Origin of the sequence: Paraburkholderia sprentiae WSM5005, from assembly GCF_001865575.2 — a bacterium.
GTDB lineage: Bacteria > Pseudomonadota > Gammaproteobacteria > Burkholderiales > Burkholderiaceae > Paraburkholderia > Paraburkholderia sprentiae.
In genome coordinates this window covers 2062249-2086856 of the sequence record NZ_CP017561.2, presented here as the reverse complement: position 1 = coordinate 2086856, position 24608 = coordinate 2062249, and the positions used below count along the sequence as shown (strand labels likewise).

General features: G+C 63.8%; 20 protein-coding genes and 5 tRNA genes. 16 read left to right on the top strand and 9 right to left on the bottom strand.

Translation table 11 applies throughout. From position 1 onward, the window contains the following. Positions 1-37 precede the first annotated feature (37 nt). The 4 genes from BJG93_RS09505 to BJG93_RS09490 all read right to left on the bottom strand — a co-directional run bounded on the left by BJG93_RS09505 (position 38) and on the right by BJG93_RS09490 (position 5301). Positions 38-1222, bottom strand: coding sequence for a porin (locus BJG93_RS09505; RefSeq protein WP_027198043.1), 1185 nt, complete (start codon positions 1220-1222; stop codon positions 38-40). A 71-nt stretch (positions 1223-1293) separates the two neighbouring features. Next, entirely contained in the window at positions 1294-3738 is a 2445-nt protein-coding gene (locus tag BJG93_RS09500) for a glycoside hydrolase family 31 protein (protein ID WP_027198042.1), read from the bottom strand. 19 nt (positions 3739-3757) lie between these two features. Continuing rightward, positions 3758-5044, bottom strand: a complete 1287-nt coding sequence (locus BJG93_RS09495; protein ID WP_027198041.1) for an MFS transporter — start codon at positions 5042-5044, stop codon at positions 3758-3760. 92 nt (positions 5045-5136) lie between these two features. Continuing rightward, positions 5137-5301: a hypothetical protein gene (locus BJG93_RS09490; RefSeq protein WP_154671834.1), complete on the bottom strand. Its 165-nt coding sequence runs from the start codon at positions 5299-5301 to the stop codon at positions 5137-5139. Between the two features lie 206 nt (positions 5302-5507). Between BJG93_RS09490 and BJG93_RS09485 the strand changes: the two genes are divergently transcribed. From BJG93_RS09485 to BJG93_RS09460, 6 genes are all read left to right on the top strand, one after another. Further along, positions 5508-5855: a hypothetical protein gene (locus BJG93_RS09485; protein WP_034479477.1), complete on the top strand. Its 348-nt coding sequence runs from the start codon at positions 5508-5510 to the stop codon at positions 5853-5855. A gap of 196 nt (positions 5856-6051) precedes the next feature. Further along, a complete protein-coding gene (locus tag BJG93_RS09480; protein WP_082194644.1) occupies positions 6052-7968 on the top strand; it encodes an extracellular solute-binding protein in 1917 nt (638 codons plus the stop codon). A gap of 50 nt (positions 7969-8018) precedes the next feature. Beyond that, a complete protein-coding gene (locus BJG93_RS09475; protein WP_027198039.1) occupies positions 8019-9056 on the top strand; it encodes a microcin C ABC transporter permease YejB in 1038 nt (345 codons plus the stop codon). Then, complete coding sequence (locus BJG93_RS09470; RefSeq protein ID WP_027198038.1) at positions 9056-10162, top strand: ABC transporter permease; 1107 nt, start codon at positions 9056-9058, stop codon at positions 10160-10162. The genes BJG93_RS09475 and BJG93_RS09470 overlap by 1 nt, the downstream gene beginning before the upstream one ends. Then, positions 10159-11790 carry an ABC transporter ATP-binding protein gene (locus tag BJG93_RS09465; RefSeq protein WP_027198037.1) on the top strand — a complete coding sequence of 544 codons (1632 nt, stop codon included), beginning with the start codon at positions 10159-10161 and terminating at the stop codon, positions 11788-11790. Before BJG93_RS09470 ends, BJG93_RS09465 begins: the two co-directional genes overlap by 4 nt. Positions 11791-11924: 134 nt before the next feature. Beyond that, on the top strand, positions 11925-12590 hold the full coding sequence (locus tag BJG93_RS09460; RefSeq protein ID WP_027198036.1) for a C40 family peptidase: 666 nt from the start codon (positions 11925-11927) through the stop codon (positions 12588-12590). Positions 12591-12701: 111 nt separating this feature from the next. Here the strand turns inward: BJG93_RS09460 and BJG93_RS09455 are convergent, their stop codons facing one another. Next, the gene (locus tag BJG93_RS09455) at positions 12702-13817 is read right to left on the bottom strand and encodes a patatin-like phospholipase family protein (RefSeq protein ID WP_231337393.1); all 1116 of its coding nucleotides are present in this window, start codon (positions 13815-13817) and stop codon (positions 12702-12704) included. A 323-nt stretch (positions 13818-14140) separates the two neighbouring features. Here BJG93_RS09455 and gltX point away from each other — a divergent pair, with 323 nt between their 5' ends. From gltX to BJG93_RS09420, 7 genes are all read left to right on the top strand, one after another. Continuing rightward, the gene (gene gltX, locus BJG93_RS09450; protein WP_027198034.1) at positions 14141-15550 is read left to right on the top strand and encodes a glutamate--tRNA ligase; all 1410 of its coding nucleotides are present in this window, start codon (positions 14141-14143) and stop codon (positions 15548-15550) included. Between the two features lie 120 nt (positions 15551-15670). After that, positions 15671-15746: transfer RNA gene (locus tag BJG93_RS09445), tRNA-Ala, on the top strand. Positions 15747-15931: 185 nt separating this feature from the next. Next, a tRNA-Glu gene (locus BJG93_RS09440) sits at positions 15932-16007 on the top strand. A 90-nt stretch (positions 16008-16097) separates the two neighbouring features. Next, positions 16098-16174: transfer RNA gene (locus BJG93_RS09435), tRNA-Asp, on the top strand. A gap of 61 nt (positions 16175-16235) precedes the next feature. Further along, positions 16236-16311, top strand: a tRNA-Glu gene (locus BJG93_RS09430). A 78-nt stretch (positions 16312-16389) separates the two neighbouring features. Beyond that, a tRNA-Asp gene (locus BJG93_RS09425) sits at positions 16390-16466 on the top strand. A gap of 149 nt (positions 16467-16615) precedes the next feature. Next, complete coding sequence (locus BJG93_RS09420) at positions 16616-17080, top strand: GNAT family N-acetyltransferase (RefSeq protein WP_027198033.1); 465 nt, start codon at positions 16616-16618, stop codon at positions 17078-17080. 47 nt (positions 17081-17127) lie between these two features. Here the strand turns inward: BJG93_RS09420 and BJG93_RS09415 are convergent, their stop codons facing one another. Next, on the bottom strand, positions 17128-18027 hold the full coding sequence (locus BJG93_RS09415) for an AraC family transcriptional regulator (protein WP_027198032.1): 900 nt from the start codon (positions 18025-18027) through the stop codon (positions 17128-17130). 178 nt (positions 18028-18205) lie between these two features. Here BJG93_RS09415 and BJG93_RS09410 point away from each other — a divergent pair, with 178 nt between their 5' ends. After that, a complete protein-coding gene (locus tag BJG93_RS09410) occupies positions 18206-18607 on the top strand; it encodes a gamma-glutamylcyclotransferase family protein (protein WP_027198031.1) in 402 nt (133 codons plus the stop codon). A gap of 131 nt (positions 18608-18738) precedes the next feature. On the opposite strand, the gene aceB is transcribed toward BJG93_RS09410, so the two are convergent. Both aceB and BJG93_RS09400 read right to left on the bottom strand, forming a co-directional pair. After that, complete coding sequence (gene aceB / locus BJG93_RS09405; RefSeq protein WP_027198030.1) at positions 18739-20331, bottom strand: malate synthase A; 1593 nt, start codon at positions 20329-20331, stop codon at positions 18739-18741. A gap of 81 nt (positions 20332-20412) precedes the next feature. After that, complete coding sequence (locus tag BJG93_RS09400; protein ID WP_027198029.1) at positions 20413-21219, bottom strand: haloacid dehalogenase type II; 807 nt, start codon at positions 21217-21219, stop codon at positions 20413-20415. A gap of 149 nt (positions 21220-21368) precedes the next feature. On the opposite strand from BJG93_RS09400, the gene BJG93_RS09395 reads away from it, so the two are divergent. Both BJG93_RS09395 and BJG93_RS09390 read left to right on the top strand, forming a co-directional pair. Continuing rightward, on the top strand, positions 21369-22271 hold the full coding sequence (locus tag BJG93_RS09395; protein ID WP_027198028.1) for a LysR family transcriptional regulator: 903 nt from the start codon (positions 21369-21371) through the stop codon (positions 22269-22271). Positions 22272-22407: 136 nt separating this feature from the next. Next, positions 22408-22842 carry a universal stress protein gene (locus BJG93_RS09390; RefSeq protein WP_027198027.1) on the top strand — a complete coding sequence of 145 codons (435 nt, stop codon included), beginning with the start codon at positions 22408-22410 and terminating at the stop codon, positions 22840-22842. 274 nt (positions 22843-23116) lie between these two features. Here the strand turns inward: BJG93_RS09390 and aceA are convergent, their stop codons facing one another. Further along, positions 23117-24421, bottom strand: coding sequence for an isocitrate lyase (gene aceA, locus BJG93_RS09385; RefSeq protein WP_027198026.1), 1305 nt, complete (start codon positions 24419-24421; stop codon positions 23117-23119). Between the last annotated feature and the right edge of the window lie 187 nt (positions 24422-24608).

The window sequence follows — 24608 nt, the reverse complement described above, 5'->3', positions numbered from 1 at the left end:
ATTGAGCCGATCCCGCCACTGACGGCGATCGCGTCGGTCAGAACGCGTGCCGCAACCCCACCATGCCGACGAACTGCGACGGACCGGACGACGGCGTCGCGTTCTGCGAGTCGCCGACCACCGCGACGGCGTCGGCAATGGTCACGCCGCTGCCCGATGCGATCAGCGACTTGCCGCTTGCATGCTGATAGGCCTCGAGCGCGTACAGCGTGGTGCGCGTCGACAGGCTATAAGTCTGTTCGAGCGAGATCTGATGATAGTGCGCCGGATCGCTGATGCCGTTCGCCTTGCTTGCCTGGGTGAAGCTATAACCGCCGCCGACGGTCACACTCGGCGTGATCCGGTACGTCGCAATCGCACCGTAAGTGTTGAACACGGCCTTGTCGAAGAACAGCGACCCGTGGCCCGGCGCATATTGCACGTTCGAGTAGTTGAGGCCCACCATCAGATCGTGCCACGTGTAGCGGCCCGCCGCGGCGAACAACTGCGTGCTGCGCGCGCTTGCGTATCCGTTGTTGACCGGCGAGTTGATCGCGAAGCTGCCGAGCGCCGCGCTCGTCGCGATGTCCTTCAGCTTCACGTAGCCGACCGCGAGCGACACGGGCTGGAAGTCATAACGCAGCGCCGCGCTGAACAGGCTGCCGTTCGCGACGCTGCCAGGTACGCCGCCAAGACCGTACTGTGCGCTGGCCTGCAGGCCAGCGATCGTCGGCGATAGGTAGGTTACCGAATTATTGAAGCGCAGCGTCGTGTCGAGGGCGTCGACATCGCCGGGGTGTGCGCCGGTCGCGCCGGTCAGCACGCCAGTCGGCCCCAGCGCGCCGACCATCTGGAAGTAGGGCGTGTACTGGCGGCCGAGCGTCACGGTGCCATAGCGATCGTTCGCGAGACCGACATAGGCCTGGCGGTTGAACATATACCCAGCGGTGCTTTGCGCGCCGGTCAGCGAATTGAAGCCGCTCTCCAACCGGAAGATCGCCTTCGTGCCGCCGCCGAGATCTTCAGAGCCGAGAAAGCCGAACTTACTCGCCTGCAGGTTGCCCTGGCTCATGTAGAAGTTCGAATGCCCCTTCTGGTTGCTGACGTAGGCGAACGCATTGTCGACCACGCCGTACAGCGTGACGCTGCTTTGCGCCGACGCGCTGGTGGACCATGCGGCGCCCGCGAACGGCAGGCAGCAGAGGACGAACGCGCGGGTGCGCGCGCGCTGGTTTTTTTTCATGATTGGGACGTCTCCAGACTGAATGGATGGCCCGATCCCTCGGGCCGGTGCGGTTTGTCGTTCGGTGCGTTTCAGTGCGGCAATGAAATCGTCAGACAGCGCCAGCCGTCCACGAGGTGATCGGCTGCGAGCGTGCCGTTGGTGCACTCGATCGCGCGTGTTTCGTGCATCGGCAGGAACACGCGCACTTGCGGCTGCGCGCACGGCATCCATTGCGAACGCTCGAGCGTCACGCGCAAGGTGTTCGCGTCGCCCGTCAGCGTGACGTTCCAGCGGCCTTGCTCGCCGTTGCGCCAGGCTTCGGTCTCGCCGTCGTCCTCGATCGACCCGCCATGCGCGGTGCCTGCGCCGGCATACGGCACCGCGAGGAACGCGCGCTCGTCGGCGGGACGGCCGAAGTGCTGCTCTGCGACGTTGAGGGGAATCACGCCGCCTTCACGCAACAGGAACACCGGACGCTCGAACGGCGCAGGCAGCGTGACGGTCTGGCCGCCGTCGAACGCCTCGCCGCTCCAGTACGACACCCAGCGCGAACCGGTCGGCAGGTACACGTCGCGCGTGCTCTGGCCTGGATCTACCACCGGCGCGACCAGCATCGACGCGCCGAGCATCATGTCGTCGCCATCGACGAGGCAGCGCGGATCGTGCGGAAACTCCGCGAACAGCGGCCGCAGCACCGGCTCGTACGCGCTATGCGATTGCCACAGCAGCTCGTACAGATACGGGATCAGACGATAGCGCAGCTTGATCAGCTCAGCCACGTGCCGTGTGACTTCAGGATGCATCCACGGTTCGTTGACGGTGCCGTCGTCGTTCCACGAGTGAATCGAAAAGCGCGGCAGGAAGATACCGAACGCGACCCAGCGCGCGAGCAGCTCCGGCTCCGGCGCCGGACCCGAGAAGCCGCCGATGTCGTGGCCGCTATTCGACACGCCCGACATCGCGAGCCCGAGCCCCATCTTCAGATCGAAGCGCAGCGTTTCCCACGACGTGTAGTTGTCGCCGGACCACGTCTGTACGTAGCGATGCATGCCCACGCCGCCCGAGCGCGACACGAGGAACGGCCGTTTGTCGGGCGCGTGCTCGCGCTGCGCGTCGTGCGACGCGCGCATCATCAGCTGCGTTTGCAATACCTTCGCCTGGCCTGCCGGATAAGGTTTGCCGAAGCCGCGTGCGGTCGCTCGCGGCGACCAGATCTCGAACTCGTTGTTGTCGTTCCAGGTGGCCGCGATGCCGTATTTGAGCAGCGAGTCCTTCACGCGCGCTTTCCACCAGTCGATCGTCGCGGGATTCGTGAAGTCGAGATACGCGCCGACTTCGTCCCAGAACTGCACCCATGCGGGCTCGCCATCTGGCGCTTGGATCAGCAGGCCGGCTCGAGCGACGTCGTCGAACGCCGGGTGATCCTGCAGCAGACACGGCTTGATGTTCGCGCACAGGCGCACCCCGTAATCGAGATAGCTTTGCACGAAGCCGTCGATGTCCGGAAACTTCTCGTGATTCCAGTTGAACACGTAGCGCTTCGGCCCGATCGAGGTATAGCCCGACGACAGATGGAAAGAATCGCACAGCACGTCGTGTTCGCGGCAGCGCTCGATGAATTCGCCCATCTGCTTTTGCGCGTCCGGCGCGTCGGTGTAGCTCATCGTCGAGCCCGAGTAGCCGAGGCCCCACTTCGGCATCCACGCGGGACGTCCGGTGAGCCACGTGAAGCGGCGCACCGCGTCGAGCGGCGAACCTGGCGACGCGATGAAGTAGTAGTCGAGGTCGCCATGCTCGGCGATGAAGTGCCGATAGTGGCCGTGGTAGTTATCGAGCTCGCGGCCCATGTCGAAGCGGCAATCGGCGAGCGTGTCGTAGAAGAGGCCGAAGCCCGTCGACGTCTGCGGTTGCCACGTCACGTAGAACGGGATGTGCTTGTACAGCGGGTCCGTGGTGCGCGCGCTGTAGCCCATCGCGTCGATGTTGCGCATCTCGTAGCTTTGCTGCGCGCGGTCGAGCGAGCCGGCACGCTCGCCGAGCCCCACATACATTTCGTCGCGGCGCCGCTCGACGTAGTGATAGACGCGCGAATCCCACCAGCCGAAGTTGTAGGCCTGGGTCTTGCGATCGCTCATTACGCGATGCCACGTGCCTTCGTGCCGGATGTCCCAGGCGCAAGCGCCGCCTTCGAGCGCGACGCTCACGCGCACGCGTGCCGTTTCGATCACGACGTGATCGGCATCTTCGTTCACCGTGAATGGGGGCGGCGTGAAACCGCTCAGGTCGCGGCGCTCGCGGCCTTCGAGCGGCACGTCGTCCGCGCCGGGCGCGATCGCCCACGTGCGCGGGCCGCGCGTTTGGCCGTCCGGCAGCACCAGCACGCGGATGATGTCCTCGGCGAGCACGAACAACTCGATGCGGCAATCCGGCTGCGCGCTCAGCACGACCGGGTTGCCCGCGGGGTGGCGCGCGGGGTGGCGCGCGTTAGTGACGAGCGCGAAGCGCGGCGGATGTTTGAGATTGAGTGAACGCATAATGAGTCTTCGAGGGAGGTCAGGCAGCAGTGTTGACGCTCAGATCCGCGCGGCGCGCGCGGCCGTGGCGCGGCACGCCGCGCATCAGGATGACCAGCAGCGTCGCGCCGATGATGTCGAACGCGCCGAGCGCGCCGAACAGCGGCGTGTAGCCGATCGAATCGGCGAGCGCGCCAACCATCAGCGAGAAGCCGAGGCCGCCGATCCACGCGGCCATGCCCGCGAAGCCGGCGACGGTGCCGACTTCGCCCGGATCGAATACGTCGGCGGCGAGCGTGTTGACGAGCGCGGAGATCATCTGGTGTGCGAAGCCGCCGACGCAGAAGAGGGCGATGGCCTGGTACGGCGATGCGACCAGACCGATCGACGCCGGCCCGATCATCATCACTGCGCCGAGCACGACGCCCGAGATACGCGACCAAATCAGCGGCACGCGAAAATGCTTCATCAGGAACGGCGACAGATAGCCGCCGAACAGACCGCCCAGGTCCGCGGCGAGAAACGGCAGCCACGCGAACATCGCGATCTGTTTCAGATCCATATGACGCTGTGTGGCGAGATACAGCGGAATCCAGAAGCTGAACGTCTGCCACGCAGGCTCGGCAAAAAAACGCGCTTGCGCGATCGCCCAGAAGCGGCGTGTGCGCAGCACTTCACGCACGCTCGCGCGGCGCGCCGCGGGCGGTGCCTGGCCTTCGACGATCACGGTGCGCTCGGCGTCGCTCACGCGCTTGTGTTCGGCGGGCGAGCGGTACAGCACGAACCACGCGGCGGCCCACACGAAGCCCAGTGCACCGGTCACCGCAAACGCGCTTTGCCAGCCGTAGCGCAGCGACAGGAACACCACGAGCGGCGGCGCGAGCAGCGAGCCCAACGAGGTGCCGGCATTGAAATAGCCGACCGCGACGGATTTCTCGCGATCGGGAAACCACTCGGCGACGACCTTCATGCCGGCCGGAATTGCGACCGCTTCCGATAGGCCCATGAAGCCGCGCAACGCCGCGAGCGAAAACCAACTGCCCGCGAAACCGTGGAATACGCCGGTCAGCGACCACAGGCACGCGAACAGCGCGAAGCCGAGGCGCAGGCCGATCAGATCGATGATCAGGCCGCAGACGGGCTGCATCACCGTATAGCCGACCTGGAACGCGCCGACCACGTACGAGTACTGCCGCGTGCTCATGTGCAGCAGCTTCATCAGCTCGGGCGCCATCACGCCGAGCGCGTTGCGCGACAGGTAGTTGACGATCGTCCCAACGCAAACGAGGGCGATGATCCACCAGCGCAATCCCTTGATCGTTTTCAAAATCAGTCTCCGTGGCGCACCGGAGTCATCGCTTAGGGAAGCAATGCCCGGTCATGCGCGAATTCGAACATTTATTCTGTCTGTGCTGGCGGTCATCCTACCACTTGAGGTACCACTAGATATTCGGGAAAACCATAGTCGTTGCGCTGTTCATCCACATTTTGTTGCGCAAAAGGATGATTTTTCTGAACGGGCATCGACCGGTCGTCCGATGACACAAAGCAGAAATTGCCGGCCTTGGATGTTCTTTCGAACATCGGATGTTCGTTTGCGCTAGGTTGCACGAGTGAGGCCATCGCCCGCGCGGGCGGCGCTTTTCACCAGCCGTCCGAAGATGTAACGAAACGTTACGCCGCCGTGACGGACGCGATTTTCAGCATCAGTTATTACAAGGTTGAAATACGCACGTTGCTGCGTTGCGTTATATTTCCGCCAACAAAACGTGTTCCTACAAAGGTGATCAATGAAGTCCGTTCGTCTTGTTCCGCTTATGCTGGGCGTGTTGACGTTGGCGGCATCGGGTGCCGCGACCGCCGCCGGGCTCAACATCGGGGTGAACATCGGCATTCCCGCGCCGGTCTACGTCGCGCCGGCTCCGGTCTACGCACCGCCGCCTCCGCCGCCACCTCCCGTCGTCTATCAGCCGGCTCCCGTGTACTACGGCGGCCCGCAAGTCGTGATCGGCTGGCATGGCGACCGGTACTGGGACGGCCGTCGCTACTGGGCGCGTGACGACTGGTATCGTCACCATCCGCCGGGCCGCGGCGACTATGCGCGCGGTCACTATGACCAGCATCGTGGCTGGCATTGAGTCGGACCGCGTCGTGCACAGCGGCGCCCCGACCGGCCGCAGCGATCGCAGAACCGCCCTTCGAGGGCGGTTTTTGTTTTGGCGCTGAAACATCCAGCGCTAACGCATTTCGTCGCAGACGCGCGCGCGCCGGATCGCGCAAGCCAATTGGGTAGAATCCCCCACATCGCCACTGCCCACTGACCAGCACGACTCCATGACAACCGGCTCGCGACGGGTTCAAACGCCTGAGGGACTTCGACACAGCGTGATCCACGGACCCTTGCGCGCCGCATTCGCCGTCGCGTTGCTGTGCGCGAGTCTGCTCGTCGCGCCACACGCGCATGCCGCGCATGCGATCGCGCAATACGGCGAGCCGAAATATCCGGCCGGCTTCAGACACTTCGATTACGTCAATCCCGCGGCGCCCAAAGGCGGCACGCTCGTGCTCGCCAACCCGAGCCGCCTGACGAGCTTCGACAAGTTCAATCCGTTCACGCTGCGCGGCAATGCCGCGCCCGGCCTCGAGATGATGTTCGAGAGCCTGACGATCGGCAGCAGCGATGAAGTCGCGTCCGCCTACGGGCTGCTCGCCGACGACATCGTCGTCGCGCCCGACGGCCTGTCGGTCACCTTCCACATCAATCCGCGCGCGCGCTTTTCGAACGGCGACCCTGTCACCGCCGGCGACGTCAAGTTCTCGCTCGACACGCTCAAGAGCCCGCAGGCCGCGCCGCAGTACGCGTCGATTTTCAGCGCAATCGAGCGCGCGGTCGTCGTCGATCCGGCCACGGTGCGCTTCGAGTTTCGCGAGCGCAATCGCGAATTGCCGTTGATCGCGGGCAGCATGCCGGTGTTCTCGCGCAAGTGGGGGATGAAGCCGGACGGCAGCCGCATTCCGTTCGATCAGCTCGCGTTCGACAAGCCCGTCGGCAGCGGGCCGTATCTGATCGACAGTTACGACAACGGCCGCACGATCACCTTCAAACGCGACCCGCAGTACTGGGGCGCCGATCTGCCGGTGCGCGTCGGCATGAACAACTTCGATCGCATCGTCTACAAGCTGTATGCGGATAGCACCGCGCGGCTCGAGGCGTTCAAGGCCGGCGAATACGATGCGCTCGTCGAATATGTCGCGCGCAACTGGGTGCGGCGCGACGTCGGCAAGAAATTCGACAGCGGCGAGCTGATCAAGCGCGAGTTCCCGCAGCACAACGGCACCGGCATGCAGGGCTTTTTCCTGAACACGCGCCGCCCGCTGTTCCAGGACGTGCGGGTACGCAAAGCGCTCGATCTCGCGCTCGACTTTCAATGGCTGAACCGCCAGCTGTTTTTCAGTCAGTACGCGCGCATCGACAGCTACTTCGCCAACACCGAATGGCAAGCGAAGGGGCTGCCGTCGCCGGGCGAGCTCGCGCTGCTCGAGCCGTTTCGCGCCCAACTCGACCCGGCGGTATTCGGGCCGATGCCGAAGCAGCCCAATACCGATCCGCCCGGCTCCCTGCGCGCCAACCTGCTGCAGGCGCGCGATCTGCTGCAGCAGGCCGGCTGGACCTATCGCGACGGCGCGCTGCGCAACGCGAACGGCGAGCCGTTTCAGTTCGAGATACTCGACGACTCGGGTTCGGCCTCGTCGATGGAGCCGATCATCGCGACCTTCACGCGCAATCTGCAAAAGCTCGGCATCACCGCGAACTTCCGCACCACCGACTTCGCGGTCTATCAGAAGCGGCTCGATGCATTCGACTTCGACGTGACGACGATTCGCATGCCCGACGTCCAGGTGCCGGGCGCCGAGCAGATCACCCGCTTTGGCAGCAAGGCCGCCGATACCCCCGGCTCGGACAACGCGATCGGCCTGAAGTCGCCGGCCGTCGACGCGGTGCTCGACGCGCTCGTGCATGCGCAAACGCGCGAGCAGCTGACCGACGCCGCGCACGCGCTCGACCGTCTGCTGATGCATGGCTACTATGTGGTGCCGCACTGGTACAGCGGCACGCATCGCGTCGCGTTCAAACGCGGGCTCGCGTGGCCGAAGACGCTGCCGCTGTACTATGGCGCGGAAGGCTGGATCACGACGATGTGGTGGTACGCGGATCCGCAGGCGCGCTCGCACACTGGCACCGTCGACTGATCCGCGGACCGATCGCCCCCAACCATCGCCTTCGCACCGGAACACCGCCTATGTGGAGCTACATCCTCAAACGCCTGCTGCTGATGATCCCGACGCTGCTCGGCGTGCTGACGCTGACCTTCGTCGTGATCCAGTTCGTGCCGGGCGGCCCCGTCGAGCAGATGCAGCACGAGCTGCGCAAGGGCGCGGAGGGCGCCTCGCCGTTCGGGCTGCGCTCGCACAGCGGCGTCGACGCGCAACAGATCGCGCAACTCAAGCAGCTGTACGGCTTCGACAAGCCGCCGCTCGAACGCTACGTGCTGATGCTCAAGCGCTTCGCAACCTTCGACCTCGGCCAGAGCTATTTCCGCCATCAGAGCGTGTGGTCGCTGATCGTCTCCAAGCTGCCGGTGTCGATCAGCATCGGCCTATGGACGTTCTTTCTCACCTACCTGATATCGGTGCCGCTCGGCATCGCGAAGGCGGTGCGCAACGGCTCGCGCTTCGATATCGCGACGAGCCTCGTCGTGCTGGTCGGCTACGCGATTCCGGGTTTCGTGCTCGGCGTGCTGCTGCTCGTGCTGTTCGGCGGCGGCACGTTCCTGCAGCTATTTCCGCTGCGCAACCTCACTTCCGACAACTGGGACCAGTTGAGTCTCGTCGGCAAGATCCTCGACTACCTGTGGCATATCACGCTGCCGATCACGGCGTCGGTGGTCGGCAGCTTCGCGGTCGTCACGATGCTGACAAAAAACGCGTTCCTCGACGAAATCCGCAAGCAGTACGTGCTGACCGCACGCGCCAAAGGTTTATCCGAGCGGCGCGTACTGTGGAAACACGTGTTCCGCAATGCGCTGCTGCCGCTGATCGTCAACTTCCCGGGCGCGTTCATCGGCGCGTTTTTCACTGGCAGCCTGCTGATCGAAACGCTGTTCTCGCTCGACGGGCTCGGCTTGCTGTCGTATGAATCGGTGATGCGGCGCGACTATCCGGTCGTGCTCGGCACGCTGTACCTGTTCACGCTGATCGGCCTCGTCACGCGGCTGATCTCCGACCTTTGCTACGTGTGGGTCGATCCCCGCATCCAATTCGAACAGCTGGAGCGCTGATGAATCGAGCCCGCCTTTGCGCCGATGCGGCGGCGCGCACCGAACCCGCGCGCGCACTGATGTCGCCGTCGCCGGCGCGCCGCGTATGGCGGCGTTTTCGCCAGCAGCGTCTCGGCTACTGGAGCCTCATCATCTTCGTCGTCGCATTCGCGGCGAGCCTCGTGGGGCCGCTGTGGTCGAACGACAAGCCGGTCGTCGTACGCTACGACGGCCATCTGTATTTCCCGCTGGTCAAGACCTACGCCGAGACCACCTTCGGTGGCGACTTTCCCACGCCGGCCGACTATCTCGATCCGTACATCCGTCACCGCTTCGATGCGCCGGGCAATTTCGCGCTGTATCCGCCGAATCACTACTACTACGACACGCTCAATTACTTCTCCAAGGCGCCCAATCCGGCGCCGCCGTCGCGCGAAAACTGGCTCGGCACCGACGACCGCGGTCGCGACGTGTTCGCGCGTCTGCTGTACGGCTTCGGCGTGTCGGTCGTGTTCGGCCTCGTGCTGACCGTGATCAGCACGATAGTCGGCATTGCTGCGGGAGCGGTGCAAGGTTACTTCGGAGGGCGAACCGATATCGTCGGACAGCGTCTGATCGAGGTCTGGAACGCGATGCCGCAGCTGTATCTGCTGATCATCTTTTCGTCGATCTTCGAGCGCAGTTTCGCGCTGCTGATCGTGCTGCTGTCGCTGTTCAACTGGATCGGCCTGTCCGATTATGTGCGCGCCGAATTCCTGCGCACTCGCCAGCAGGACTATGTGCGCGCCGCGCGCGCGATGGGCCTGTCGCATCGGCAGATCATCTGGCGTCACGTGTTGCCGAATAGCCTGACGCCGGTCATCACGTTCCTGCCGTTCAGCATGAGCAGCGCGATTCTCGCGCTGACGAGTCTCGACTTCCTCGGCCTCGGCGTGCCGCCGCCGACGCCGAGCCTGGGCGAGCTTCTCGCGCAGGGCAAGGCGAATCTCGACGCGTGGTGGATTTCGGTGTCGACTTTTGGCGTGCTGGTCGCGATGCTGCTGCTGTTGACCTTCATGGGCGACGCACTGCGCAACGCGCTCGACACGCGTATCTCCGATGCCATGCGCGCCGGAGGCCGGCAATGAGCGCACTGCCGCAGATCGATCCGCAATCGACGAATACGCCGCTGCTCGAACTTGACCATCTGCGTGTCGCGTTCGGCGACACCGTGGTCGTCGACGACGTTACGCTCGCCATCGCGCGCGGTGAGCGGGTCGCGCTCGTCGGCGAATCGGGCTCGGGCAAGAGCGTGACCGCGCTGTCGGTACTGCGCCTGCTCAGCGACGCCCAGGTGAGCGGGGCGATCCGCTTCGATGGCGAAGAGCTGCTGAAGAAGAGCGAGCGCGCGATGCGTGGTCTGCGCGGCTCGGACATCGCGATGATCTTCCAGGAGCCGATGAGCGCGCTCAATCCGCTGTATTCGATCGGCGACCAGATTGCGGAGACGATCGTCGTGCACGATGGCGTCGGCGCGACCGAGGCGCGCAGGCGCGCGGTCGCGCTGCTTGCGCGCACCGGCATCGCGGAGCCGGAGAAACGCGTGAACAGCTACCCGCATCAGCTGTCGGGCGGTCAGCGGCAGCGCGCGATGATCGCGATGGCGCTTGCCTGCCGGCCGCGCCTGTTGCTCGCCGACGAGCCGACCACCGCGCTCGACGTGACGATCCGCGCGCAGATCGTCGAGCTGCTGCTGGAATTGCAGCGCGACGAAGCAAAAAAGCGCGGCATGGCCGTGCTGCTGATCACGCACGACCTGAACCTCGTGCGTCACTTCGCGCAGCGCGTCGCGGTGATGGAGCGGGGCGTGCTGGTCGAAACCGGCACGGTCGAGCAGGTATTCGAGGCGCCGCGCCATCCGTATACGCAGCGGCTGCTCGCGAGCCGGCCGCAGCGCGAGGTCGTGCCGGTGTTGCCGATCTCGCCGGTGCTGCTCGAAGCGCGCGACGTGTCGGTCGACTTCAGAACGAAACTGCCCGGCTTGCGGGGCTGGTTCGGCGCGGGGCGGTTTCGCGCGGTCGACGAGGCGGACGTGTCGGTACGCCAGGGCGAGACGCTCGGCATCGTGGGCGAGTCGGGTTCGGGCAAGTCGACGCTCGCGATGGCGCTGCTCGGTCTGCAGCGCACCGCGCATGGCGAGATCGAGTTTCAGGGCAGGGCGCTCGCGAGCTATCGCGGCGTGGAAAAGACCGCGTTGCGCTCGAACATGCAGGTCGTCTTTCAGGATCCTTTTAGTTCGCTTTCGCCGCGGCAGACAATCGAGCGGATCGTCGGCGAGGGTCTCGCGCTGCATCGGCCGCAGATGACTCCGCAAGCGCGGCGCGACAAGGTGGTCGCGGTGCTGCGCGAAGTCGGCATCGACCGCACGGCGCTGTATCGTTATCCGCATGAATTTTCGGGTGGCCAACGCCAGCGCATCGCGATCGCGCGCGCACTGGTGCTGGAGCCCCGTGTGCTGATTCTCGACGAACCGACCAGCGCGCTCGACGTCTCGATCCAGCAGCAGGTGCTCAAGCTCCTCGTCGGTCTGCAGCACAAATACAACCTCGGCTTCGTGTTCATCAGCCACGATCTGGAAGTGATCGGGGCCATGGCGCACCGCGTCGTGGTAATGCAAAACGGATCGATCGTGGAGACCGGCGACGTCGAGCAAATTTTTGCGATGCCGGTGCATCCTTACACGCGAAAGCTGCTGAAAGCAGCGCTGGACCGTTGATTTTTCACCCATTCCCCAATTGAGTGCGTCTCTCGATTGATTTTTCCTATTTCTTTTGACACGCAAATACTTACTGGCTAGTATCGAGCAAACTTTTTCTAGACCCCTGATTTTTTGGCAAAAACTACCGACCAATGCAGCAAAGAAACTTCACCCAGGCTTGCACGCGCGTCGTCGCCGGGATGTTCATTGGCGTCTTGATGGCAGCAGCTCCCGGCGCATTCGCCGACGAAGTAAGCGGTTTTAGTCAGAATGCCTCATATCCGACCGCCACCGGCTCGGATCCTCTCTTCCTCCTCACTCCACAAACGAAGCCTGCCGAGAGCCAGAACGGCGGCGCCCGATCGTTCCTTTCGGGGATGGCCGGCAAAGCGGGCGATGTGGTGGTCGGCGCCTTGAATATGATCGGCGTGCGCTACCGTTGGGGCGGCAATACGCCCGATTCGGGGCTCGATTGCAGCGGCTTCGTGCGCTATGTGTTCCAGGACACGCTCGGCCTAGCCCTGCCGCGCCGTGCCGAAGAAATGAGCCGCGTGGGCGAAAAGGTGCGCGTAAGCGACCTGAAGCCGGGCGACCTGGTGTTCTTCAACACGATGCGTCGCACGTTCTCGCACGTCGGCATTTACATTGGCGATAACAAGTTCGTGCACTCGCCGTCCACCGGCAGTACGATTCGCGTCGACGACATGGATGATGGGTACTGGGAAAAGCGCTTCACGGGTGCGCGTCGGATCGAGACCTCGTATCAGGGCGACGATCTGCGCAAGCGCGTGAACGCGACGATCGGCGGCAATAACTGATTCCGCGCTGCGCTCGCGAGAAAAAAGCCTGCTTCGTTCGAAGCAGGCTTTTTGCGTTTGACACCGCGAATTTTTTCGATAGTGGCGCGCGCTAATTGCGCGCCACCGCTTTCAGACTCCCATCCGCCGTGCGGCCAACTTGCGCTGCAACTCCGGCATCGTCTTCGCGACCGCTTCCTCGCCGGCGAGGATTGCCGCGTTGCGCTGCGAAAAATCGCTGCCGCTCATCGCCGCGAGATTCGGCCGAATTACCACGTCGGCGTACTTGTCGAGTTCGTAGGCCTTGATCGTCTGGCCCATGATCGTGAAGGTCTGCATCAGCACGTCGAACGAGCTTGCCGTGAGGCCGGTTTCCGGTCGCTGCGAGATATCGACGGCGATCACGAAATCCGCGCCCATCTTGCGCGCAAACGACGCCGGTACCGGGCTCACGAGACCACCATCCACATACTCGTGACCGCCGATCTTCACCGGCTCGAAAATCGACGGCACGCTGCACGACGCGCGCACCGCGATGCCGGTGTTGCCGCGCTGGAACAGGATCGGCTGGCCGGTTTGCAGATCGGTCGCGACTACACCGAGCGGCTTTGCCATCTTCTCGATCGGACGGTTGTTTAGCGTCGTGTTCAGGTAATTCTGCAACGCGACGCCTTGCAGGAAGCCGCGCGTACGAAACGGCATCGCCCAGTCGCTGATCGATGCTTCGTCCATCGACAGTGCGAGCTTGTTCAGCGCGAAGCCGTTCATGCCCGACGCGTACAGCGCGCCGACCACCGAACCGGCGCTCGTGCCGACGACCAGATCGACCTGAATATTGCGTGCCTCGAGCGCCTTGATGACGCCGATGTGCGCGAAGCCGCGCGCCGCGCCGCCGCCGAGTGCGAGCGCGACGCGCACCGGCTTCTGTTGCGCTTTTTCAGGCGGCGTCGGGGGTACGGCGGGGGTCGCGGTGATCGGCGCGCTATCGAGTTTGCCGGCGGTCGTGGTGCACGCGGCAAGCACCGCGGATGCGGCCGCCAACGAAAAGTTGCGGCGGCTCGAACTGGGGGATGACGGTTTCAACGAGTTCTCCAGCGGCGGCGCGGGCGACACAGGCGGCGTCGCGCGCACCGCGGTCAGGCTGAGGTCGGGCCAGGCGGATCGCCGACGGCGATTCCGCGCGCTGGGGAAGTGTCCCTCCGCAATGGAGCGGTGTACGGTAAGCCCTCCATTGCAGCGCGCGCACATCTTAAAGCAAACGATCGGCTCGCGCGGTGCGCTGTAATGAAACGTTGCAGAGGAAGTATTCGGAACTGCGGAGGCGCTTTCTCAAGATGGTTCAGGCAAGCGGTGGCGAAGCGTGTAGGTAGCTCTCCGGACGCCGTTCTCCTATGCGCCTTAGGCCATTCGGACGAGGGCGGTAGCCCACGTGCGGAAGGTATAATTCGGCTCTTGCACCTATTTCCCTCGTGGCCGTGCGCGACATCGCGCGCAGCATGGACACGCTTCGCTGCCGCGCTTCGTAGTCATCTTCGCATCGGCGCCGGCGCCTGTTTTCCGAGTAACCGCTAATGACCACCTCCGTTCGCACCCGTTTCGCACCGAGTCCCACCGGCTTCATCCACTTGGGCAACATTCGGTCCGCGCTGTATCCGTGGGCGTTCGCGCGCAAGATGAAAGGGACCTTCGTGCTGCGGGTCGAGGACACCGACCTCGAGCGCTCCACGACCGAATCCGTCGACGCGATTTTAGAAGGCATGGCGTGGCTGGGTCTCGACTACGACGAAGGCCCGTTCTACCAGATGCAGCGCATGGACCGCTACCGCGAAGTGCTGAAGCAGATGCAGGACGCGGGGCTCGTCTACCCCTGCTACATGTCGACCGAAGAACTCGACGCGCTGCGCGAGCGCCAGCGCGAAGCGGGCGAAAAGCCGCGCTACGACGGCACGTGGCGTCCGGAGCCGGGCAAGGTGTTGCCGGAGCCGCCCACGGGCGTGAAGCCGGTGCTGCGCTTTCGCAATCCGCTGACCGGCGTGGTCGCGTGGGACGACGCCGTGAAAGGCCGCATCGAAATCTCGAACGAAGAACTCGACGACCTCGTGATTGCGCGCCCGGACGGCACCCCGACGTATAACTTCTGCGTCGTCGTCGACGATCTGGATATGCGCATCACACACGTGATCCGCGGCGACGATCACGTCAACAACACGCCGCGCCAGATCAACATTCTGCGCGCGCTCGGCGGCGAGCCGCCGGTCTACGCGCACCTGCCGACCGTGCTGAACGAGCAGGGCGAGAAGATGAGCAAGCGCCATGGCGCGATGAGCGTGATGGGGTATCGCGATGCGGGCTACCTGCCGGAAGCGGTCGTCAACTATCTGGCGCGGCTTGGCTGGTCGCATGGTGACGCGGAGATTTTCACGCGCGAGCAGTTCGTCGAGTGGTTCGATCTCGAGCATCTCGGCAAGTCGCCGGCGCAGTATGACCACGACAAGCTGAACTGGCTCAACGCGCATTACATCAAGGAAGCTGACAACGCACGCCTCGCCGAACTGGCGAAACCGTTCTTCGCGGAACTCGGCATCAGTGAAGCCGCGCTCGCGCAAGGGCCGGGATTGACGGGCGTGGTGGGTCTGATGAAGGACCGTGCGTCGACCGTGAAGGAGATCGCGCAGAACGCCGCGATGTTCTATCTCACGCCGGCACCCGATGCCGAGTCGCTCGCACAGCACGTGACCGACGCGGTTCGTCCGGCGCTCGCCGATCTGGCCGCTGCATTGAAGACGGCGGAGTGGACCCGGGAGTCGATCGCTGCCGCGCTGAAGGCGACGCTCGGCGCGCACAAGCTCAAGATGCCGCAACTTGCGATGCCGGTGCGTCTGCTGGTGGCGGGCACCACGCATACTCCGTCGATTGACAGCGTGCTGATGCTGTTCGGTCGCGACGTCGTCGTTAGCCGCATCGAAAAATCGCTCGGCTGATCAGCGGTTGGTGCGCATGAGAGGGTTAGCCTGCCGGCGCAAACGAATTCGCATGTGATTGCTCAAAGGGTATTTACAAAGCGCAGATCGCCCTCTAGAATCTCGTTTCTCTGATCTGCAGGGGGTATAGCTCAGCTGGGAGAGCGCTTGCATGGCATGCAAGAGGTCAGCGGTTCGATCCCGCTTACCTCCACCAACAGAGCAGAGAAGTTAAAGCGGTTGAGAAGCCTGGAAGTTGTAGAAAAAACTTCACAAGTCGCCGAAACGTAGTTAAAATAGCGGACTTCGCACTTGACGAGAAAGAAACTTTGCGGATTAACTGAAAAGTTAGCGCGAGTTGATCGGATCGATAGCGAATCAAGACGGATCTGAAAAGATTTTGTCCCCTTCGTCTAGAGGCCTAGGACATCACCCTTTCACGGTGAGTACAGGGGTTCGAATCCCCTAGGGGACGCCAAACATCAGCGTCGCTTTAGTATTCGAGTATTACTAAAGCAGTGCGGCTTGCAGAGAATTAACCGACGCTCGCAAGCAAGGTGTAAAGACTGGAGTGGTAGTTCAGTCGGTTAGAATACCGGCCTGTCACGCCGGGGGTCGCGGGTTCGAGTCCCGTCCACTCCGCCAGACAAAGCCCGTTCATACATACCTGAACGGGCTTTTTCATTAAAGATGTAAGCAGTGCGTTGTCCCCTTCGTCTAGAGGCCTAGGACATCACCCTTTCACGGTGAGTACAGGGGTTCGAATCCCCTAGGGGACGCCAAATATCGGCGTCGTTCGGATGAAAGTTGAACGGTGCAGTAGGCGGCGAGCATGGTTCGCAGGCTGCGGTGCAAAATCTGGAGCGGTAGTTCAGTTGGTTAGAATACCGGCCTGTCACGCCGGGGGTCGCGGGTTCGAGCCCCGTCCGCTCCGCCAGATTTGAGAAGGCCCACTTCGTAAGAAGTGGGCTTTTTTTATTGGTCGCGTTCGTTGCCAACGCCTCCCGGAGGGCTCGGGACAAACAGCCATTGCCAGCGCGCGCGGCCTGTTTTACCGTTGATGCGACTCATCCTAGCGGTCCCGCCATGTTCGATCCCACCGAAGCTCCGTCACCGTTTCATCTGCGCGCGGCCAGCATGGACGATTTCGAGTTTGCCGAGGCGCTGACCCGCAACAACATGGGCGGCTATTATCGCCGGCATCATCTGGTGTGGCGCAGCGATCTATTTCTCGGCAGTTGGCGGGAATCGGAAAATTTTATTCTGGAAGTGGATGACGTGCCGATGGGCGTGCTGCGTATCACCGAAGAGGGCGATTCGCTGCATATCCGCGACGTGCAGATTGCCGAAGGGTATCGGCGGCTTGGCGCGGGTACGTTTCTGCTCGACATCTCGCATCAATGGGCGCGCGAGCGCGGGCTGCGTGAGTTGCAGTTGCGCGTGTTCGTCGATAATCCGGCGGCGCGGCTGTATCAGCGCAAGGGCTACAAGCTCGCCGGGCCGCGGCTCGCGCAGCTAGGCGCGATCCGTCATCTGGCGCGGCGGGTGTGACGTGGTGCCTGCGGCGATGACCGACGCGCACCGCTCGTGATCGCCAATCACCGCTCGGCAACGTCCGCCGAACTGGCTTGATCCCGCGCCGTTTCATCATCCGCCGGCGCGCCTTCATGCTCGTCGCTGCTCGCGCGATGCTCGGCACCTCGCTCGATAAACGCGCGCGGACTCGCGCCGAACGCACGCCGGAACATCGCGGAGAAGGCGCTCTGGCTCTGATAGCCCAGTTCCTGTGCGACGTGCGACAGCGGGCGTCCCTGGCTCAACAGAGGAATCGCGCGCGCGAGAATCGCCTGTTGACGCCACTGCGAAAAACTCACCCCCAATTCCCTGCGAAACAGCCGCGCGATCGTGCGCGTGCTCGCGCCCACGGTCGACGCCCACTGTTCGAGCGATTCGCCATGCATCGGATCGGCGATTACGGCCTCGCACAGCGCGCGCAACCGCTTTTCGCTGGGCATCGGTACGGACAGTGGCAGCGGCTCGGAGCGCGTCAATTCATCGAGCGCGAGCGCGCCGAGCAGTTGCTCGCGCGCGGCGGACAGGCCCGGCGTATCGAGCGCGGCAATCACTTCGCGCAACAGGTTCGACACTTCGACGACGCGCGGCGTATCGAGTCCGGCCGGCACCGTGCTTTCGGTGATGTACAGCGTGCGCAGGAACGCATCCTCGACGGCGACCACTTCGTGAGTCACATGCGGCGGCAGCCAGATTGCGCGCGACGGCGGCACCATCCATGTCATGCCCGTCGTCGCGACCCGCAGCACGCCGCGCGACGCATACGCGACCTGCGCCCACGCATGCGTGTGACGGGCGATATGCCAGCCGGCCGGCATGGGCCGCGAGCGCACGCGGATCGGGTGGGTGTCGTTCGGCGCGAACTCGGGCGGTATGTCGGCGAAACGCACGCGGCTCAGCGGGTCGGAGTCGGTGGACGAGGTCATGGCAAGCTTGGTTCGGATCACCGGAGCTGGCAACGGCGGAGTGCGGTCGAGGCCATTCACTGCCGAGAGCATCAAGCATTGTAGGCCGTGCCCAGTTGCCGTTGCCAACGGGCCACCGTTGCATAATGTCCCGATCCCCCTGAGCCAGCAACATCACTACCACGGAGATTCAACGACGATGCAGACCGTCTTTGTCTACGGCACGCTGCGTGCCGGTGAAGCGAACGACATCAGCCAAGCCGCCGCGCGCAACGATCTTCCCGCGCCGAGCCTGCTCGGCGACACCACCGTTCGCGGCCACCTATTCGATTTTGGCGACTATCCAGGTCTCGTCGTCGACGAAGCAGGCGTCGAGGTGCGCGGCGACGTCTACGAAATCGACGATGCCCTCGTCGCGGTGCTCGACGAAATCGAATCCGTGTACCCGGGCGTCGAAGATCGCTTTCTGGCGCGCGAGGTGATGGTCAAAGTGGACGGCAACGTCGTGAACTGCCGCTTCTATCCAGTCGCGCCGAACGCGGTAAAAGGGCTGCCCGAAATCCGTTCGGGAGATTGGGTGGAACATCGGCGCACGCGCTGAGCCGGTGCGCGACAGCGAGCAAAAAAAAAAAACGGCGCGCCGCATCTTTGCGCGGCACGCCGTCATTCAAGCTGATGCGATCGCTCGGTTCGAGCGGGCCCAAGCCGCTCGAGCGCGCATCATAAACGTCATCAAATCTCTTCGTACAACGGCAGCGTCAGAAAATCGGTGAACTGCTCCGCGGTCGACATCTGCTCGAAGATTTGCGCCGCACGCTCATACGGCTTCGTATTCCCACCCACCGTCCGTTTGACCTTGTCGAGCTCCTGCACCGCGAGCTCGCGCACCAGTTCGACCGTCACCTTGCGGCCGTCGTCGAGCTTGCCCTTCGGCGAGCGGATCCACTGCCACACCTGCGAGCGCGAAATCTCGGCGGTGGCTGCGTCTTCCATCAGGTTGTGAATCGGCACGCAGCCATTGCCCGCGAGCCAAGAACCGAGGTAATGAATGCCGACGTTGATGTTGTTGCGCAAGCCCGCTTCGGTGATCGGCGTTTCCGGGCGGAAGTCGAGCAGGTCGGTCGCAGTCACGAGCACGTCGACGCGCTGCTTGTCGATCTGATTCGGCCGGTCGCCGAGCACCTTGACGAACTCTTCCATTGCGACCGGCACGAGACCCGGATGCGCGACCCAGCCGCCGTCGTAGCCGTCACCCGCGTCGCGTGCCTTGTCGGAACGCACGCCGGCCATCGCCTTGTCGTTCGCGGCCGCATCGTTCTTGATCGGAATCAGTGCGCTCATGCCGCCGATCGCCGGCGCGTTGCGGCGATGGCAGGTCTTCAGCAACAGCAGCGCGTAGGCGCGCATGAACGGCGAGGTCATCGTGATCTGCGAGCGATCGGCAAGGCAGAAGTCGCGGTCGCTCTTGAACTTCTTGATCGCCGAGAAGATGTAGTCCCAGCGGCCCGCGTTCAGGCCCGAGCTATGTTCGCGCAGCTCGTACAGGATCTCGTCCATTTCAAACGCGGCGACGATCGTTTCGATCAGCACCGTCGCGCGAATCGTGCCGCGCGGCACGCCGAGCGCTTCCTGCGCGGCGACGAAGATGTCGTTCCACAGACGCGCCTCGAGATGGCTCTCCATCTTCGGCAGATAGAAGTACGGGCCCGAGCCGCGGGCGATCAGCTCCTTTGCGTTGTGCACCATGTACAGCGCGAAATCGAAGATGCCACCCGACACGCGCTTGCCGTCGATCTTCACATGCTTCTCGTCGAGATGCCAGCCGCGCGGACGCACGATCAGCGTCGCGGTCTTGTCGTTGAGCCGATACGACTTGCCGTTCTGTTCGAGCGAGATCGTGCGGCGCACCGCATCTTTCAGATTGATATGTCCGGTGATCTGGTTGTCCCAGCTCGGCGCATTCGAATCCTCGAAGTCGGTCATGTAGGAGTCGGCGCCCGAATTGAGCGCGTTGATGATCATCTTGCGCTCGACCGGCCCGGTGATCTCGACGCGCCGGCACTGCAGATCCCGCGGCAGTGGCGCGATCGTCCAGTCGCCTTCGCGCACGCTCTTCGTCGCGGCGAGGAAGTCGGGCCGCTCGCCCGCGTCGAGCCGCCTGGTGCGCTCGACGCGCGCCTGCAGCAACTGCTGACGGCGCGGCTCGAACGTGCGATGCAACGCCGCGACAAGTTCCAGCGCTTCGCGCGTGAGGATCGCTTCAAAGCCGGGCTCGATGTCGCCGGTGATTTCGATGCCTTGCGGCAACGACAGCGGATTAGCCATGTTTTCTCCTTGGTCGGTCAGACTGCAAAAATGCGAAGCTTAAAAAACGGGGAAGTGGATTGCCGAAGGCACGGGGCGCCGTCATCCGCGCGGGCCGGCGCGCTTGCGACTGCCACTGCCATGAACTTTCGTTTGACGGCCGTCGCTCGAGCGCGGCGTCGTCGCGAGCGTCCGCAGAAAACCCAGCAGATCGTTCATGCCGGCGCCGGTGCCATGCGGCGTCACGCCGAGCTCTTCGACGGGCAGGTTCTGCCGGTTCAGCCAGAACGTCGTGAAGCCGAACCATGCCGCGCCCGCGACGTCCCATCCGTTCGACGACACGAACACGATCTCGCGCGCGGACACGCCGAGCGCGTCGGGGCCGAGCGCATATGCGGCGGGTGAGGGTTTATAAGCGCGCACCGCGTCGACCGACAGCACATGATCGAAGAGGGCGTTCATGCCGGCGCTCTTGACCGCGATGTCGAGCATCTGCGGGTTGCCGTTCGACAGAATCGCAAGCCCGACACGCGGCGCGGCAATGGGCTCGCGCAACGCGCGCAGCGCGGGCACCGCGTCGGGAAACGCGGACAGACACGCGTACTCGTCCATCAGCCGTTTTTCGGCCGTGCGGCCGAGCGTGAGCTGCAGTCTTTTCGCGGCGAAACGCAGTGCGTCGAGCGTAATGTCCCAGAACGGGCGGTAGTGTTCGCCGGGAGCGTCGGTACGCGCGGCGAGCGTGCGTAGTTGCGTGTATTCGATCTGCTTCTGACGCCAAAGCTGCGACAGTGCGTCGCCGTGTCCGGGGAACAGTTGCTCCGCGGCGGCGATGACCGAATGCACGTCGAACAGCGTGCCGTAGGCGTCGAAAATCACTGCTCGCGGGGAAGGTGTCGTTGTGGCCGACATTGCCGTGCGCTCCTGTCAGAGATCGGGGTCGATTGTATTGGGTGACCTTGGGTGCTAAAAATACGCTAAAGATCACTTGATCTTTTACTTTCATATACCTAATCTGACGCGCACCACTCACTTTTGCGCGGCGCGGCGCGTACTCGTTCATGGACCGTTTCAAGCAGATCGAGACCTTCGCCACCGTTGCGGCCAAGGGGAGCCTGTCCGCGGCGGCACTCGCCGAGGGCGTCGCGCCCGCGATCATCGGCCGACGCATCGACGCGCTCGAAGAGCGCCTCGGCGTCAAGCTGCTCGTGCGCACGACGCGCAAGCTCACGCTGACCTTCGAAGGCTCGGCCTTTCTCGAAGACTGCCAGCGCATTCTTCACGACATGCAGAACGCCGAGGCTAGCGTCTCGGCGGGCGGAGTGAAGGCGAGCGGCCATCTGCGGCTGTCGGCGCCGGCCGGCTTCGGGCGCCGGCACGTGGCGCCGCTCGTGCCCGCGTTCACCGTCGCGCATCCGGACGTGTCGATTACGCTGGATCTGTCCGATCGTCTCGTCGACCTCGTCAACGAAGGCTTCGATTGCGCGGTGCGGCTCGGCGAGTTGCCCGATTCGACGCTGGTGTCGCTGAAACTCGCTGAAAACCGGCGCGTGTGTGTCGCGTCGCCCGCGTATCTGAGCCGGCGCGGCGCGCCGCATAGCCTTGCCGATCTCGCGCGCCACAACTGCCTTGCGCTGGGCGCGAGCGCGAACCAGCAGCGCGGCTGGATGTTCCAGCACGACGGCAAGGTGGTGTCGATCAAGGTGTCCGGCACGATGGAGTGCTCGGACGGCGCGGTGCTGCACGAATGGTGTCTCGCCGGGCACGGGCTCGCGTGGCGCTCGTGGTGGGAGGTCGGCGCGGACATCACAGCGGGCCGCCTCGTCAGCGTGCTCGACGAATTCGCCGCGCCGCGCATCGGCATCCACGCGGTGTTCCCGCAGCGCCGTCATCTGCCGCTGCGAGTGCGGCTGTTTCTGGACTTCCTCAAACATACGTACGGCGAAGCCGGTTACTGGGACTGATGCGCCAATCGCCAGACCGGCACGAAGCCGATCCCTACCCCCATTCATACGCACTAGAATCGTTTCGAGCAGCCTGCACCCCGGGCTTCGTTGGACGCTGAGGCCGCGCTGCGCGCAGCCGGTGACGGAGGGCATTATGTTCAGGCACATCCTGGTTCCAACCGATGGTTCAGATCTGTCGCGCAAGGCGATAGCGGGCGCGATCGACCTCGCGCAGGCCGTCGGCGCGCGGGTCACCGCGTACGCGTGTCTGCCGCAATATCCGTACTCGCCGTTCTCCGATGTCGTGGTCGAACTGCCCGGCGAGTTCCTGCAGCGCAGCGAGCGCGAAGCGCGCGTGCATCTGCGCGAAGTGGAGCGTGCGGCGCACCGCGTCGGCGTCAGCGTGGAGAGCCGCACGAGCGTGCATCCGGCGCCGTATCTCGGCATCATCGAAGCCGCTGAGCAGGGCGGCTGCGACGTGATCTTCATGGCATCGCATGGCCGGCGTGGGCTCGGCAGCCTGCTGATCGGCAGTGAAACGCAGCGCGTGCTCACGCATACGAAGATTCCTGTGATCGTCTATCGGTGAAACGATGCGCCGCCGGCCGATTGCCGGCGCGCGGCGCATTCGAAAAAAAACGCGCCGACAGCGATGCCGGCGCGTTCAGCTTCGCCGCCGCAGGCGTGTCGCGTGCCGGCTTCTTCTGGACCCCGGCCGCTGGCATGCGCGCTGACGCTTCAGCCAGTCAATCGGGCACGGCACGGTTCTCCCTATGTCGGCGACACTCTTGTGGTGCCGCTCGACGTTTGCCGATCGTTTGTGCGCTCAGGCCCGGAACTGCACGACCCCGACCGGCCCGATCTCAGGCGACCTTCTTGTCGAAGAACTGTTCGTTTTCCGTCGAACCGTGCAGCGCCGTCGTCGATGCTTCGCGCTCGACCGTCTGGGTGACCGCGTCGAAGTAGCCGGTGCCGACTTCGCGCTGGTGCTTGACCGCGGTGAAGCCCTTTTCGGCCGCCGCGAATTCCGCCTGCTGCATTTCGACGAACGCGCTCATCTGGTTGCGCGCATAGCCGTACGCGAGGTTGAACATCGAGTAGTTCAGCGCGTGGAAGCCAGCCAGCGTGATGAACTGGAACTTGTAGCCCATCGCGCCGAGCTCGCGCTGGAACTTCGCGATCGTCGCGTCGTCGAGGTTCTTCTTCCAGTTGAACGACGGCGAGCAGTTGTACGACAGCAGTTGATCGGGGTACTGCTGGTGGATCGCGTCGGCGAATTTCTTCGCGAACTCGAGGTCCGGCTTGCCGGTTTCGCACCAGATCATGTCGGCGTACGGCGCATACGCGAGGCCGCGCGAGATTGCCTGCTCGAGACCCGGCTTCGTGCGGTAGAAGCCTTCGACGGTGCGCTCGCCGGTCAAAAACGGGCGGTCGTTGTCGTCGATGTCGGAGGTCACGAGGTCGGCGGCTTCGGCGTCGGTGCGGGCGAGCAGCACGGTCGGCACGCCGGACACGTCGGCGGCGAGTCGCGCGGCAGTCAGCTTCGCGACGGCTTCACGGGTCGGCACGAGCACCTTGCCGCCCATGTGGCCGCACTTCTTCACCGACGCGAGCTGGTCTTCGAAGTGCACGCCCGACGCGCCCGCTTCAATCATCGCTTTCATCAGTTCGAACGCGTTCAGCACGCCGCCGAAACCGGCTTCCGCGTCGGCCACGATCGGCGCGAAGTAATCGACGTAGCCTTCATCTCCCGGGTTCTTGCCTTCCGACCACTGGATCTGATCGGCGCGCGTCAACGTGTTGTTAATGCGCTTGACGACGAGCGGCACCGAGTTGGCCGGATACAGCGACTGGTCCGGGTACATTTCACCGGCGACATTGGCATCGCCCGCGACCTGCCAGCCCGACAGATAGATTGCCTTCAGACCGGCCTTCACCTGCTGCATCGCCTGATTGCCGGTCAGCGCGCCGAGCGAATTGACGAACGGTTCGTTGTTCACGGCGGCCCACAGCTTTTCCGCGCCGCGCTTGGCGAGCGTGTGCTCGGGTTGCACCGAGCCGCGCAGACGCACCACGTCTTCGGCCGAGTAGGTGCGCTTGACGCCTTTCCAACGCGGGTCCGTTTCCCATTGCTGCTTGAGCTGCTGCACTTGCTGTTCGCGGGTCATGGTCATGATGTGCTCCTTCGATGCCAGTTATGGTGGATGGGTGACTCTGTCTTCTCGAAGCGTCGCGACCGTAGAGGCATTCCGTTTCGTGAAGTCTTATATAAGAGTCTAGGCAAACCGAAGAGTGTGCAATAGACGCCGCAAAGCGTTTCTTCAATATTTGTTTTTCTGTCAAATCAATGTCTTG

Excerpts from the sequence above, each read along its gene's own strand:
- BJG93_RS09505 (WP_027198043.1), bottom strand. The coding sequence starts at position 1,222 with ATGAAAAAAAACCAGCGCGCGCGCACCCGCGCGTTCGTCCTCTGCTGC.
- BJG93_RS09500 (WP_027198042.1), bottom strand. The coding sequence starts at position 3,738 with ATGCGTTCACTCAATCTCAAACATCCGCCGCGCTTCGCGCTCGTCACT.
- BJG93_RS09490 (WP_154671834.1), bottom strand. The coding sequence starts at position 5,301 with ATGTTCGAAAGAACATCCAAGGCCGGCAATTTCTGCTTTGTGTCATCG.
- BJG93_RS09485 (WP_034479477.1), top strand. The coding sequence starts at position 5,508 with ATGAAGTCCGTTCGTCTTGTTCCGCTTATGCTGGGCGTGTTGACGTTG.
- BJG93_RS09480 (WP_082194644.1), top strand. The coding sequence starts at position 6,052 with ATGACAACCGGCTCGCGACGGGTTCAAACGCCTGAGGGACTTCGACAC.
- BJG93_RS09475 (WP_027198039.1), top strand. The coding sequence starts at position 8,019 with ATGTGGAGCTACATCCTCAAACGCCTGCTGCTGATGATCCCGACGCTG.
- BJG93_RS09470 (WP_027198038.1), top strand. The coding sequence starts at position 9,056 with ATGAATCGAGCCCGCCTTTGCGCCGATGCGGCGGCGCGCACCGAACCC.
- BJG93_RS09465 (WP_027198037.1), top strand. The coding sequence starts at position 10,159 with ATGAGCGCACTGCCGCAGATCGATCCGCAATCGACGAATACGCCGCTG.
- BJG93_RS09460 (WP_027198036.1), top strand. The coding sequence starts at position 11,925 with ATGCAGCAAAGAAACTTCACCCAGGCTTGCACGCGCGTCGTCGCCGGG.
- BJG93_RS09455 (WP_231337393.1), bottom strand. The coding sequence starts at position 13,817 with ATGTGCGCGCGCTGCAATGGAGGGCTTACCGTACACCGCTCCATTGCG.
- gltX (WP_027198034.1), top strand. The coding sequence starts at position 14,141 with ATGACCACCTCCGTTCGCACCCGTTTCGCACCGAGTCCCACCGGCTTC.
- BJG93_RS09420 (WP_027198033.1), top strand. The coding sequence starts at position 16,616 with ATGTTCGATCCCACCGAAGCTCCGTCACCGTTTCATCTGCGCGCGGCC.
- BJG93_RS09415 (WP_027198032.1), bottom strand. The coding sequence starts at position 18,027 with ATGACCTCGTCCACCGACTCCGACCCGCTGAGCCGCGTGCGTTTCGCC.
- BJG93_RS09410 (WP_027198031.1), top strand. The coding sequence starts at position 18,206 with ATGCAGACCGTCTTTGTCTACGGCACGCTGCGTGCCGGTGAAGCGAAC.
- aceB (WP_027198030.1), bottom strand. The coding sequence starts at position 20,331 with ATGGCTAATCCGCTGTCGTTGCCGCAAGGCATCGAAATCACCGGCGAC.
- BJG93_RS09400 (WP_027198029.1), bottom strand. The coding sequence starts at position 21,219 with ATGTCGGCCACAACGACACCTTCCCCGCGAGCAGTGATTTTCGACGCC.
- BJG93_RS09395 (WP_027198028.1), top strand. The coding sequence starts at position 21,369 with ATGGACCGTTTCAAGCAGATCGAGACCTTCGCCACCGTTGCGGCCAAG.
- BJG93_RS09390 (WP_027198027.1), top strand. The coding sequence starts at position 22,408 with ATGTTCAGGCACATCCTGGTTCCAACCGATGGTTCAGATCTGTCGCGC.
- aceA (WP_027198026.1), bottom strand. The coding sequence starts at position 24,421 with ATGACCCGCGAACAGCAAGTGCAGCAGCTCAAGCAGCAATGGGAAACG.